The organism is Mesorhizobium sp. M0106, from assembly GCF_040322715.1.
Taxonomy (GTDB): domain Bacteria; phylum Pseudomonadota; class Alphaproteobacteria; order Rhizobiales; family Rhizobiaceae; genus Mesorhizobium.
Window position 1 is genome coordinate 144,173 of sequence record NZ_JAMYUA010000013.1, and the last position, 12,497, is coordinate 156,669.

14 protein-coding genes are annotated in these 12,497 nt (G+C 61.1%); 5 read left to right on the forward strand and 9 right to left on the reverse strand.

From position 1 onward, the window contains the following. Window position 1: 1 nt before the first annotated feature. Both NKJ55_RS15590 and NKJ55_RS15595 read right to left on the reverse strand, forming a co-directional pair. Window positions 2–874: a phosphoribulokinase gene (locus NKJ55_RS15590; protein ID WP_023678839.1), complete on the reverse strand. Its 873-nt coding sequence runs from the start codon at window positions 872–874 to the stop codon at window positions 2–4. Between the two features lie 5 nt (window positions 875–879). Further along, on the reverse strand, window positions 880–1,926 hold the full coding sequence (locus NKJ55_RS15595; RefSeq protein ID WP_352450676.1) for a class 1 fructose-bisphosphatase: 1,047 nt from the start codon (window positions 1,924–1,926) through the stop codon (window positions 880–882). A gap of 123 nt (window positions 1,927–2,049) precedes the next feature. Between NKJ55_RS15595 and NKJ55_RS15600 the strand changes: the two genes are divergently transcribed. Then, window positions 2,050–3,009 (forward strand): LysR family transcriptional regulator, encoded by a 960-nt coding sequence (locus tag NKJ55_RS15600; protein WP_352450677.1) that lies wholly within the window; start codon window positions 2,050–2,052, stop codon window positions 3,007–3,009. A gap of 203 nt (window positions 3,010–3,212) precedes the next feature. On the opposite strand, the gene NKJ55_RS15605 is transcribed toward NKJ55_RS15600, so the two are convergent. Continuing rightward, window positions 3,213–3,671 (reverse strand): nuclear transport factor 2 family protein, encoded by a 459-nt coding sequence (locus NKJ55_RS15605; protein WP_352450678.1) that lies wholly within the window; start codon window positions 3,669–3,671, stop codon window positions 3,213–3,215. A gap of 110 nt (window positions 3,672–3,781) precedes the next feature. Continuing rightward, a complete protein-coding gene (locus NKJ55_RS15610; RefSeq protein WP_352450679.1) occupies window positions 3,782–4,144 on the reverse strand; it encodes a hypothetical protein in 363 nt (120 codons plus the stop codon). 80 nt (window positions 4,145–4,224) lie between these two features. On the opposite strand from NKJ55_RS15610, the gene NKJ55_RS15615 reads away from it, so the two are divergent. From NKJ55_RS15615 to NKJ55_RS15630, 4 genes are all read left to right on the forward strand, one after another. Next, complete coding sequence (locus NKJ55_RS15615; RefSeq protein WP_352450680.1) at window positions 4,225–4,803, forward strand: TetR/AcrR family transcriptional regulator; 579 nt, start codon at window positions 4,225–4,227, stop codon at window positions 4,801–4,803. Between the two features lie 46 nt (window positions 4,804–4,849). Beyond that, window positions 4,850–6,154, forward strand: coding sequence for a beta-ketoacyl-ACP synthase II (gene fabF / locus NKJ55_RS15620; RefSeq protein WP_352450681.1), 1,305 nt, complete (start codon window positions 4,850–4,852; stop codon window positions 6,152–6,154). A gap of 66 nt (window positions 6,155–6,220) precedes the next feature. After that, entirely contained in the window at window positions 6,221–7,036 is an 816-nt protein-coding gene (locus NKJ55_RS15625) for an oxidoreductase (RefSeq protein ID WP_352450682.1), read from the forward strand. Window positions 7,037–7,331: 295 nt separating this feature from the next. Continuing rightward, a complete protein-coding gene (locus NKJ55_RS15630) occupies window positions 7,332–7,532 on the forward strand; it encodes a hypothetical protein (RefSeq protein ID WP_023678847.1) in 201 nt (66 codons plus the stop codon). Window positions 7,533–7,559: 27 nt separating this feature from the next. Here the strand turns inward: NKJ55_RS15630 and NKJ55_RS15635 are convergent, their stop codons facing one another. The 5 genes from NKJ55_RS15635 to NKJ55_RS15655 form a co-directional block, all read right to left on the reverse strand. Beyond that, complete coding sequence (locus NKJ55_RS15635; protein ID WP_352450683.1) at window positions 7,560–8,189, reverse strand: hypothetical protein; 630 nt, start codon at window positions 8,187–8,189, stop codon at window positions 7,560–7,562. Then, a complete protein-coding gene (locus tag NKJ55_RS15640; protein ID WP_352450693.1) occupies window positions 8,189–9,049 on the reverse strand; it encodes a lanthanide ABC transporter permease protein PedC in 861 nt (286 codons plus the stop codon). Before NKJ55_RS15640 ends, NKJ55_RS15635 begins: the two co-directional genes overlap by 1 nt. An 11-nt stretch (window positions 9,050–9,060) precedes the next feature. After that, window positions 9,061–9,849 carry a lanthanide ABC transporter ATP-binding protein PedB/LutE gene (locus NKJ55_RS15645; protein ID WP_352450684.1) on the reverse strand — a complete coding sequence of 263 codons (789 nt, stop codon included), beginning with the start codon at window positions 9,847–9,849 and terminating at the stop codon, window positions 9,061–9,063. Window positions 9,850–9,947: 98 nt separating this feature from the next. Further along, the gene (locus tag NKJ55_RS15650; protein WP_352450694.1) at window positions 9,948–10,874 is read right to left on the reverse strand and encodes a YVTN family beta-propeller repeat protein; all 927 of its coding nucleotides are present in this window, start codon (window positions 10,872–10,874) and stop codon (window positions 9,948–9,950) included. Between the two features lie 60 nt (window positions 10,875–10,934). Then, the gene (locus tag NKJ55_RS15655; RefSeq protein WP_352450695.1) at window positions 10,935–12,110 is read right to left on the reverse strand and encodes a lanthanide ABC transporter ABC transporter substrate-binding protein PedA1; all 1,176 of its coding nucleotides are present in this window, start codon (window positions 12,108–12,110) and stop codon (window positions 10,935–10,937) included. Window positions 12,111–12,497: the final 387 nt, after the last annotated feature.

Genomic DNA, 12,497 nt, shown 5'->3' on the forward strand with positions numbered 1-12,497 from the left:
CTCACGACACACGGTTCTTGCGTTCGATCAATTGCAGGATGAGCGGCGTCAGGATCAGCTGCATGGCAAGGTCGAGCTTGTTGCCGGGCACCACTATGGAATTCGGCCGCGACATGAACGAGTCGTGGATCATCGAAAGCAGGTAGGGGAAATCGATGCCGCGGGGATTGGCGAAGCGGATAACCAGCATCGATTCGTCGGGCGTCGGAATCCAGCGCGCGATGAATGGATTGGACGTGTCGACGATCGGCACGCGCTGGAAGTTGATGGCGGTCTGCGAAAACTGCGGGACGATGTAGCGGACATAGTCCGGCATACGGCGCAGGATCACGTCCATCACCGCCTCGGTGGAATAGCCGCGCGTTGCGCGGTCGCGATGGATCTTCTGGATCCATTCGAGATTTATGACCGGCACCACGCCGATCTTGAGGTCCGCGTGCCTGGCCAGGTTGATCTTGTCGGTGACGACGCAGCCATGCAGGCCCTCGTAGAAGAGCAGGTCGCTCGGAGGAAATTCGCGCCATTCGGTGAAATGTCCCGGCGGCGTGCCGTACTGCTTCTCCTCATCCTCATCATGGATGTAGGTGCGGGTCTTTCCGGTTCCCCGGCGGCCATATTCCTCGAATACCTCTTCGAGGATTGCCAATTCATTGGCCTCGGCGTGGAAGTGGGTGAAGTTCGGATTGCCCGCCTTTTCCTCCTCGGCCACCTTCGCCTTCATCGTGGCGCGGTCGTAGCGATGGAAAGCATCGCCTTCGATGAAGGCGGCCCCGATGTTCTCGCGCCGGAAGATCAGTTCGAAGATGCGCTTGACAGAGGTGGTGCCTGCGCCCGACGACCCGGTGATGGTAATGATGGGGTGCTTTGCCGACATGGTCTTCAGGCCCTGAAAAGGCCGCGGCGGCTGAACAGCGGCGCGCGCTCGCCGATGGCGCTCGGCTCGGTGTGGTAGCGGGTGATGCGCGCGACTTCCCGCGCCGATCCGAAAACCATGGGCACGCGCTGGTGCAGGCTCTCGGGCTCGATTTCGAGGATGCGGGTGATCGTATCGGTGGCGGCACCGCCCGCCTGTTCGACGAGATAGGCGATCGGGTTTGCCTCATAGACGAGGCGCAGCCGTCCCTGGCGGTAAGTCTTGCGCTTGTCGCCTGGATACAGGAATACGCCGCCGCGCATCAATATGCGGTAGCAGTCCGCGACCAGGGAGGCGATCCAGCGCATGTTGAAGTCCTTCTCGCGTGGGCCTTCGGTGCCTTCAAGGCAGTCGTCGATGTAGAGCCGCACCGCCTCGTCCCAATGCCGGTAGTTGGCGGCGTTGATGGCGAACTCCTGGGTTCGCTGTGGGATGATCCGGCTCTCATAGGCCTGGACGAAGGTGCCGAGCCTGGTCGAGAGAACGAAGACATGGGTGCCGCTGCCGAGCGACAGAACCAGCGCCAGCTGCGGGCCGTAGATGCAGAAACCGGCGCCCAGCTGGTTCACGCCTGCCTGCAAAAACGAGGCGGCCGGATTCGCATCCGGCGCACCAATTGCAGGGAGGAGCGAGAAGACCGTTCCGATCGACACGTTGGTGTCGATGTTGGATGAGCCGTCGAGCGGGTCGATGGCGATGGCAAGAGGCGCTTGCCTGTCGAGCAGCACCGGCTGCTCCAGTTCCTCGGAAGCGTAGAGCGCGACCGGAGCGCGGCGCATGGCGTCGAGGAAGATGTCATCGGCGAAGACATCGAGATCCTTCTGGATGTCGCCGTCAGCATTGGCGCCGCGGGCTCCGGCAAAGGCCGTGCCGAGCACCCCTTGATTGATGGTGTTGCGGATCGTGGTGGCCGCCTGCGTCAGCTGACGGATGGTCGCTACGACGGCGGAGCGCAGTTCGTCCGGCTCGCCAAGATAGGAGTTCAGAAAAGCGTCGAGCGTTGCCGCTGGCATCGTAACCTCCCGATCCAGCCGCCTCTCCTCGGGTCGGCCGGATTGGGAAAGGAGAACAAACGACGCTGGATAAGTAAAATTCAATAACTTTACTCAGGCAATAAAAAAATTTTAGTATGCCCAATGAGAAACCTCACGCTCAAGCAGTTCAAGACCGTTCAGGCAATCATCAGCCACGGAAAAATCGTCAGCGCGGCCAAGGTGTTAGGCCTGTCTCCTCCAGCGGTAACGATCCAGTTGCGGCAGGTGGAGGAGGAGTTCCAACTGGCCTTGTTCGACCGGACGTCGGACGGCATGCGTCCCACTGCCGCAGGTCTGGCCTTCGTCGAGACGGCACAGGCCATCGAGGAGCGGCTTCGTCTGCTCGAAGACAAGATGGATGCAATCAAGGGCGTGCGCGCCGGCAGCTTGCGGCTCGGCGTCGTTTCCACGGCCAAATATTTCGCACCGCGGCTGATGGCCGCCTTCATGAAGGAACATCCCGATATCGACATGCGCCTTGCCATCGGCAACCGCGCCGAGACGATCGACAATCTGAAGAACCACGACATCGATATCGCGCTGATGGGACGCCCGGCCAAGGAAGTCCCGGTGCGTGCTTCGGTCTTCGGCGATCACCCGCTGGTCATCATCGCACCGCCCGACCACCCGCTGGCGTCGGCACGCGACATTTCCAAGGAGCGGATCGCCGAGGAGCATTTCCTCATTCGCGAGTCCGGCTCCGGCACGCGCATCTCGCTGGAAATATTTTTGAGCGACGTGCCTGGCCGCATCGACGATCTCGGCGTCGAGATGGGCTCGAACGAGACGATCAAACAGGCGGTGATGGCCGGGCTCGGCATCGCCTTCATCTCTGCCCACACCATCGCCGCGGAAATCGAGGCTGGCCGGCTGGTCATCCTCGACGTCGTCGGCATGCCGATCCGCCGGCAATGGTTTTCGGTGATGCGCAGCGATCACGCGATCTCGCCGGCGATGGCGACCTTCCACGATTTCCTGATGCGCAAGGGCGCGATGTACCTGCCACTGTTCGGCAAGCTCTATCCGCACGAGGAACTGAACAGTAGAGGTCGCGCGAGTTAGGGCGCGCGGTCCAGGCAAACGCTTCAGACAAACGATGGTGTGTATCAGCGGCTGATCGGCTGTGACCTCCTGACCGATGTTCACGAGCCGAGGCATCGCTGGTGGCACGCATTTGCGGAGCCGAGGCGACCGCCCTCCAAGCGCTGGGCCACGGGGTAGCGCCCCCGCGTTCACGGAACGGGTGGGCTTTGACTGAGCGTCTGCTAGCCTACAATTGGTTCGGCGACAGCTTCTTCGAGGCCAGCTGCCGCTTGGGCGGCAAGACCGCGGGCCGCTGCTTGTGAATCGTAAAATTCCTCAAGTGCATAGACTCTGCCCCACCGCAGGGTGAACACGTGGAGACCACGGTTGACGTACGACGCGTCGCCATTGAGCAGCGTTGCGGTGCCGTCCCACTGGGCAAACACGGTGGTATGCCACGGCCAGCCCTTCACCCAGATGTGGATGACCGTGAGATGGAGATTGGGCAGGACGCGGCCGAGGCGCTCAAACCAGCGGCGCATGGCTTCTTTGTCGCGGCGCTCATCACCAAGCGCGTGGGCGCCGGAAACGCGGTGATGGACATGCAGCGCGAGTGCCTTCACCGCCTCATCCCAGCGATGGTCGTTGACGTGGTCGAAGCTCTCTCGGATCGATTTCTCGACAAAATAACTGTATAGCATTGACCTCTCCTCAAGCTTATTCGATGGCGTGATCGAGGCACCGTGCGGCGAGCCGAGCGGACGCGAGAGCCCACGGCCAGCAGCACGCCGGCTGCGGTCTGAACTCTGGCTCAGCGTATTGTCGCGTCGGCCCGCAGATGCATGTCAGTCTCGGTCGACACCGTCACCTCATCCCCGGACCTTGAGAACGCGTAGAGCGAGCCTCGGTGGCCCGGCATGGAAAAAGCCACGGAGTCATCGTCGGCGAGACCCATGACGATGCGCAGCGGATCGCCCCCCGTCTTCGGCGCGAAGGTGGCGGTGACCTCCAGGAGGCCGCCGTCGACCGGGACGTAGTAGACAACCATGTCAAGGTGTCCCTCGTGCAGGCTGCCGCCCTCGATCGGGCGTCCGATGGTGGCTTCCTCGGCAAAAGCCGGGGTCGCAAGAAACAGCGCGGCCAGGAGCGATGCGCTCAGGGTTTTGCGGATCATTTCATATCTCCTTTTTTAGATTGCGTTCGAACTCTATATAGGCTATAGATTACGAACGCAATCTAAAAAAGAGGTCAAAAATGCGCGTAAGTCGTACCCAGGCCGCGGAAAACCGAGAAACCGTAATCAACGTGGCAAGCCGCCTTTTTCGGGAGCGCGGCTTTGATGGTATCGGCCTTAAGGATCTGATGAAGGGTGCCGGACTGACCCAAGGCGCGTTTTACAAGCAGTTCGCATCCAAGGACGACCTGGCGGCGCAGGCGTCCAGGCGGGCGATGGAGAGCGCCACCCGTCGATGGTCGGCCGCGACTGCGGCAAACCCTGATGATCCGCTTGGCGCGGTGATCGCGTTCTACCTCAGTATGGACCATCGCGGAGAAAAGATGGACGGCTGCCCGATCGTGGCGCTCGGCTCGGATGCCGCCAGACAGGGCAAGGACGTGAAAGCGCCGTTCGAAGCCGGGATCAAGGAGCATCTCGAGATCCTCGGCCGTTTCATTGCTGAGACCAGTGGCGGGGAGTTCGATGGCAGGGCCATGGCCATTCTCTCGACGATGGTCGGTGCGCTGATGTTATCGCGCCTCATCAACGATCCTGACCTCGCGCAGGCCTTTCTGGATGCGGCGGCCAATCAGGTTCGTGAATCAGCCGGCACTTGAACGGCGTCGCGGCGCCTGCGGCGCGCCCAAGCTGACAGGAAAATAGATGCGACGGATTGTGGTTACGGGCATGGGAGCGGTTACGCCCCTTGCTGCCGATGTTGAAACGTCCTGGTCGCGTCTCCTGGCCGGCCGCTCGGGCATCCGGAGGCTTGCGGATGATGTGGTGGGCGACCTGCCGGCGAAGGTCGGCGGGGTGGTGCCCTCCACAGAAGAAGATCCGGACGCTGGTTTCGATCCGGAAGCCATCCTTCCGCCGAAGGATCAGCGCAAGGTAGACCGGTTCATTCTCTTTGCGCTGGCCGCGGCACAAGAGGCGCTCGCCCAAGCAAGATGGGCCCCCGTCTCGGAAGCGGATCGCTTGCGCACGGCCACGATCATCGCCTCGGGCGTCGGCGGGTTCCCGGCCATAACCGAGGCGGTGCGCACGGTCGACCGGCGCGGCGTCCGCCGTCTATCACCTTTTACGGTGCCGTCCTTCCTGGTGAACCTCGCGGCAGGCCACGTCTCGATCCGCTATGGCTTCAAAGGTCCGCTCGGTGCACCCGTGACGGCGTGCGCGGCCGGCATTCAGGCGATCGGCGATGCGGCTCGCCTAATCCGCGCCAACGAGGCCGATATTGCCGTGTGCGGCGGGACGGAAGCATGCATGAATCTTGTCAGCCTCGGTGGATTTGCCGCGGCACGCTCTCTCTCGACGTCCTTTAATCACCGTCCTGATGAGGCCTCCCGACCGTTCGACAAGTCGCGGGACGGCTTCGTCATGGGCGAAGGAGCGGGCATGCTGGTCATCGAGGAATTGAGCCACGCGCTGGCGCGCGGCGCAAGACCGCTGGCCGAGCTTGTCGGCTACGGCACGACGGCGGATGCTCATCACGTCACCTCCGGTCCCGAGGACGGCGACGGTGCGCGCCGGGCCATGGAGATCGCAATCGCCCAAGCAGGGATTTCGCCCCGCGAGGTTCGTCATCTCAATGCCCATGCGACCTCCACGCCGGTGGGCGACCTGGGTGAGATCGAAGCGATCAAGAGCGTGTTCGGGCGCGATTTCGCGATAGCTGTCAGTGCAACGAAATCGGCAACCGGACACCTGCTCGGAGCCGCCGGCGGGCTCGGAGCAATCTTCGCAATCCTGGCGCTCAGGGATCAGATCGCACCGCCGACCCTCAATCTGGGCGCTCCCGATCCGGCCGGCGACGGGATCGACTTTGTCGCAAACCGGGCCCGGCCGATGGCGATGGGCTATGCAATCGCCAATGGCTTCGGCTTCGGAGGCGTTAATGCCAGCGCGCTGTTCCGGCGCTGGACGGATGATCTGGCCGGCGCGAGTACCGGAGGCGCTCATGATTGACGCCTTTCGCTCTGATCTGTCGTGCTTCTCCCACGCCAATCCAAAACGAAGAAAGAAGTGACCTCCATGAACAAGACCAATCTAGGCGTCGCCCTGGTGACGGGGGCATCCAGCGGTATCGGGCACACAACGGCCAAAGCCCTGCAGAACGCGGGCTTTCGCGTGTTCGGAACCAGCCGTCGCGCGGTCCTCGACCGATCCGATGGCATTACCATGCTGGCCTGTGACGTGACCGATGACACATCCGTGGCGAAACTTGTCCACGACGTGCTGGCCGAGACCGGGCGCATCGACCTGCTTGTCAATAATGCCGGCGTTGGCCTGCTTGGTGGCGCGGAGGAGTCCTCGATGGCCCAGGCCAAGTCGTTGTTTGACGTGAACGTCTTTGGCGTTATGCGAGTAACCAAAGCGGTGTTGCCGACAATGCGCCGCCAAGGCGAGGGCAGAATCGTCAATTTGAGCTCGGTGCAGGGGTTCATTCCAGCTCCCTATTTCGCGCTTTATTCGTCGACCAAGCATGCCGTTGAGGGCTATTCCGAATCGCTCGACCACGAACTGCGTACTTTCGGAATTCGCGTCGTGTTGGTGGAGCCCGCCTATACCCGCACCTCATTTGAAGAAAATCTCGCCAGGCCGGATCAGTTGCTTGACATCTATGACTCTGCGCGCGCCGGCATGAATGCAGCTGTGCGGAAAGCGATGGAAAAAGGCGATGCGCCGGAAGTGGTGGCCAGGACCGTTTTGGTAGCTGCGACCGATCCCGCTCCGAAGAGGCGCTATGCGGCTGGAAAAATGGCGCGCCAGGTCAGTTTCCTGCGCCGTTTCGTCCCCGCATCCGCTTTCGACAAGAGCCTGCGAAAGCAGAACGGACTGCCGGTCTGAGGTCGACAACAATGATATTCCTGTTTCGGTCGAGCCCATGCGAGAGCGCGTTCCAGGAGTTCACATTTTTTGGCACTGGCACAGCCGGACGCGCATCTTCGATGCGCGCGCGTCCGCGACCGAGCCCTGCGGTCGTTGGCGTTAGATTAGCGCCATGTTATATTGCGGCGCGAAAGAGCGGGGGCCACGTTCCTTTCAGACCCGTAAGTGATCCGTATGTGCGATCCCTGCAGACTGGTCGGTATCACGGAAACTCCCGGGCATGGGGTTCGGGAATCGAAGGGGACAAGGGGTAATGCTCTACACGCTCGTTATGATGGTCTGCCTGACGGATGTGCCGCAGACCTGTGAACAACGCGAACAGATGGTGGACGGCCTGGCGATGAATCCCGGGACCGCCTTCATGCAGGCGCAATCGCTGGTAGCCCAGTGGATCGAGACGCATCCCGGTTATTTCGTTCAGCGCTGGCGCGTGCTGCCCGGCCGTGGATCGTGATATCCGCCGCGAAGATCGAATGAGGTTCTATTTCTTCGCGGCGAGCGTTTCCGAGACGGCCTTGGACAATTGATAAAGCCGCTGCTCGATTATCGTCGGCACTTCACAGACGTAGGTCAGTGATTGGACGCGTTCATTGAAAATTCGCGTTGCGAATTTCAGCTGTTCGGTTCGCCGATCGATCTCTTCGGGATCTGCATCCGGCTTTGCCCGCAATGCATCGACATCGGACGCTTCCTTGCGCAACGCGGCGGCCATTTCGAGCTGCTTGTGGGCGTAGCGGGAAATGCCGGAGATCACCTGCGAGCGCTCGGCGTCCAGGTGGTCGAACATGCCTTGCACCATCATCGCCATTTTGGGTGCAAGTTGCTCGGCCGGCAAGGAGGCCGCGAAATCCCTGATCTTCTTTTGAGCTTCCGCAATCGGCATCCGGCGAGCTGCCACTTCCTCGATCAGGGCGGAGATGGTGGGGTCCTTCGACCAGTCCTTGGCGGCTGAAGGAAGATCCGGTCCGCTCCAGATCTGGCCGAGCGAGAGTTGCGGCACCTTGCGCTGCATGCAGGGCCAGTCCGGATCGGGGTTGGCTGCCATGGCGTTGACGCCCGGCGCGAGCATGGCAATCACAGCCAGGCTGCGAACATGGATTATTCGCGCCATCAGGCATTTCCTCCCGTGTCCTGTTTGCGGGTCATCAGGCCGCGCGAAGGGTCGTAGGCGATGATGGCGGCGGCAAGGAACAGCAGCGTGCAGCCGGCAACGACGCCCAGCGACAGCCAGTCAACCTGGCCGTAGAAGGCGAAGCGGATCAGTTCGACGGCGTAAGTAAATGGATTGGCGAGGCAGATTTTGTAGAGCAGGGGGCTAGCCTCCTGGATACGCCACAAGGGATAGAGTGCCGGAGAAGCGAAATAGCCGGGAAAGATGACGAAGTTCATGATGCCAGCGAAGTTCTCGAGCTGCTTGATCATTGAGGACAGAAGCATGCCGAGCGCGCACAGCATCATGCCTGACAGGAACAGCGCCGGCAGCACGGTGAGATAGCCAAGCGGCGGCGCCTTGACGCCCCAGAACCAGGCAACGATCAGGAACGCGTAAACCTGCGCGATCGACACGGCGACACCGGCGAGCATCTTCGAGATCAGTAAAAACCAACGCGGGAAGGGGCTGACCAGCAGAGTGCGCATGTTGCCCATTTCGCGGTCATAGACCATCGACAGCGAAGACTGCATGCCCGAAAACAGCAGAATCATGCCGCACAGGCCCGGCGTGATGTAGACCTCGTAGAGCACGTAGGTCTTGTAGGGTGGGATGATCGATACGCCGAGCACCTGCCGGAATCCGGCGGCAAAAATGAACAGCCAGACGAGCGGCCGAACCAGCGAGGATATAAAGCGCTCGCGCTGATGCAGGAAGCGCAGGCACTCCCGCACGACGATCCCTTTGAGGCAAACGAGGTAGTGGTGGAGCCCAAACTGTTCGAACTTCACCGGCGTGAGGGTGGCGACTTTTGCCGGCATTGCGGGAGCGCTCATGGCGACATCTCCGCGATGCCGCTTGTTTCGATGCGGTTGAGCCTGGAAAAGGCGTCGCGGATCGAACTGGCACCGCTCGTCGCAACGACATCGGCCACCTTACCCTTGGCAACCAGGTCGCCCTGCCGCAGCACGACGACATGGTCGCCGTCTTCGACCTCATCGATCAGATGCGTCGCCCACAGCACACCGATGCCCTCGGTTTCGACGAGTTTGCGGATGGTGGCCAAAATGCCCGCACGCGACTGGATGTCGAGACCGACCGTCGCCTCGTCGAGCAGCAGCAGGGAAGGGCGGTGGAGCAGCGCCCGCGCGATCTCGATGCGCCGCATTTGGCCGCCGGAAAGACTGCGTGCCTTGTCATGCTGACGGCCCTGCATGTTGACTGTATCGAGCAGCGCGGCAATGCGCTGCCGGGCTTGGTGTCCGCCAATGCCATGCAGCGAGGCGTGGTAGGAGAGGTTCTGGTGGACGCTGAGGTCGAGGTCGAGCGTGCGTGCCTGGAATACGATGCCGACACGCCTGAGCGCTTCGCCCGAAGCGCGGCCGACGTCATGGCCGAAGATGCGGATCGATCCGCGGCGGGTGCCGTAAAGATGGCTGATCAGTGAAAACAAAGTTGTCTTGCCGGCCCCATTGAGGCCGAGCAGAACGGTGAAAGTTCCCGGCGCGATCGAGAATGAGACGTCCTGGAGCGCTCGCTTCGGACCATAGGAATGGCTGATGCCGGCAACATCGAGCGCTGCCACCTCCTCTCCAGCTCCGCTTGTCCTCACATGCTGCATGCCGCTGGCTCCTTCGGGGCGCGCTGCTTATCTAGTGCACTTGCAACATCCCCGCGGCATATATTCATCACGTCGGCCTCCCTGATCATTGCTGCGGTCTAGTGGGGCGATATGGCCACGCCCCAAGGCTGCTGGCCCACCGTAACCGATTGAACCGGCTCGTCCGTCGCCGTGTCGATGAAGGTGATGTCGTTGGAATTGCCGTTGGTGGTGATCAGCGTCTTCTGATCGGGGGTGAAGTCGAGATGCCAGACGCGCTGGCCGACCAGGATGTATTTTTCCACCTCGTAGGTTTCGGTGTTGATGACGGCGACGTGGTTCGCTGGGCCGAGCGCGACATAGGCTTTCTTGCCGTCCGCGCTGATTGCGATGCCGACCGGCTGGATGGTTTCGGGCCGCAGTCCCGCAATCGCGAACTGGATCTTCTTCACCACCTCGCGTTTGAGACTGTCGATGACGCTGACGGTACCGCCGATTTCGGCACTGACCCAGATCTGTGATCCGTCGGGCTTGAATTGCGCAAAGCGCGGACGCGTGTCGACCAGGACGTTGTCGGTCACCTCATGGCTGTCGGTGTCGATGAAATGCGCCATGCTGGTGGTTTCGGAGGTGTTGACCATGGTTTTGCCATCGGGACTGACGGCCATGCCTTCAGGCTCCACCCCAACGGGAATCTCGGTCATGACCTGCTTGCTCTCGACATTGATCGCGGTGACGAGATTGTCGTCCTCGTTGGCGACGTAGAGCGTCTTGCCGTCGGGCGAAAGCACGAACAGTTCGGGATCGGGGCCCGATGGCAGCGTGCCAACGATCTGCAGCGTCGCGGTATCGATGATTTCGATCGTATCGTCATCGCTGGCGCACAAATAGATGAACTTGCCGTCATGCGAGATGGTGATACCGCGCGGCCTCTGGCCGACTTCGACGGTCTTCACCACTTGCATCGTCGCCGTGTCGACGACCGTTATCGTATTGTCTTTCTCGTTGGAGACATAAACGGTGTAAGCCCACGCCGGATTGGCCATGAAGCCGAGAATGGTGAGTGCGCAAGCTCGTCTCTGCACGAAAATTCCTCCCGATTGGTTCTACTTAAGGACGCATTTCGTTTCCGGCTGATCGACGCCGAGCGTATCGAGCTCGGAGATCTGGTGGAGATAACCCTCCTGTGGCGATGTCGAGACCACGGATTTGGTGTCGCCGAGCAGGATTGGCTGGCGAAGCTGATGGTTCCACTTGCGGAAGGTCAGCTTCTGTCCCTTGAAGGCGGCGACCGAGAAATCGTCCGAGCGGATGTAGTCGCTGATCTTCTTCGGATCGTCGCCATTGGTCCGTGTGCTCGCTTCGCCCACCGCCCGCACCGCCGTCCAGGCCGACATATCCTTGGACAGCATTCGCCGGCCGGTCGTCCTCAGGAAACGGCTTTGCATTTGAATGCCACCCCATTGCTCGCTCGCGGGATGCCAGGACGATGCGACAAGACCGGCCGTGCCGGCGACCAGCCGCGGTGTCCAGGTGCGGTAGGGCACATAGGTTCCGAACACCTCGCTCTCATCGGCGACAAGCACCACGTCATGCTCCGGCAGATCCTGCGTGAACACGGAAATCTGCTGCTGTATCTGCGTGGCGCCGGTGTCGGTGCGGCGCGCCGTGCCGGTGTCTTTGAACTCCTTCTCGGCGACGATCTGACCGCCGAAGCGAGCCGCCGCGCGGCGCAACGCGGCCGCATAGAGATGATCCCGCTCATGCGAACCATAGAGCAGCACCCAATTCGGCCATTTCTTTATCACGAGATACTGCGCCAGCGCGTCAGCCAGCATGCTTCGTGTCGGCGCCACATGGAAAATGTTTATGCGGCAGTCTTCCTCGCGCAGGCTGTCGTCTGTGGCACCGACATTGAAGACCAGAACGCCCTTGTCGCGGGCGATGTCGGCGATCGACAGCAATTGCCTGGCCGAGAGGTCAGCGACAACATAGCGGTCACCTTTGGCAATCAGATCGTTGAACGCCTGAACCGCGTCGGCGTCCGGCTTGACCTCGGCTATGTCGAGGCTGAATTTCTGGCTGAGGAACTTTCCTGTCGTGTTGTTGTCGCCGATCGCCACATTGGCGCCGGCGACACCTTCGTCGCGTGGCGGCAGGTCCAGCAGGGAAAGCGCCAGTTGCGGCGCGTAGGCCCGCAAATAACCTATTCTGATTTCGGCTATCTTTCTTTCCGGCCTGTCGGCAGCGAGCGGTTGCTTGCCCGTCACTTCCTGGGCCATCACGCCTGTAACGTTGGCGGTCTGGAAAAAAAAGCACAAAAAGGCCGCGAGAGTGCCTGGCACCGCGCTCGTCATCGATAAAACTGCCTATTCTTGCACTAAAGTCCGATTGTTCCCGGACCAGCGCGAATTCAAGGTGCCCACAATGAGCTTAGCGGACGCCACAAGATTTATCAAAGCCCTGCAAGTGGACTTACGTGTCTGCTTTAGTCCTATTCCTTTTCGCGGGGATACGGCGATGAATGAGCGTATTGCGGTCTCATCCGCAGCAATGGCGGAATGAGAAACTCTATGGGTCGTCATGGGAGGATTGCCTGATGAAAACGCGCGCCGCTGTCGCCGTTGCCGCCGGAAAGCCGCTGCAGATCATGGAGGTCGACCTCGAAG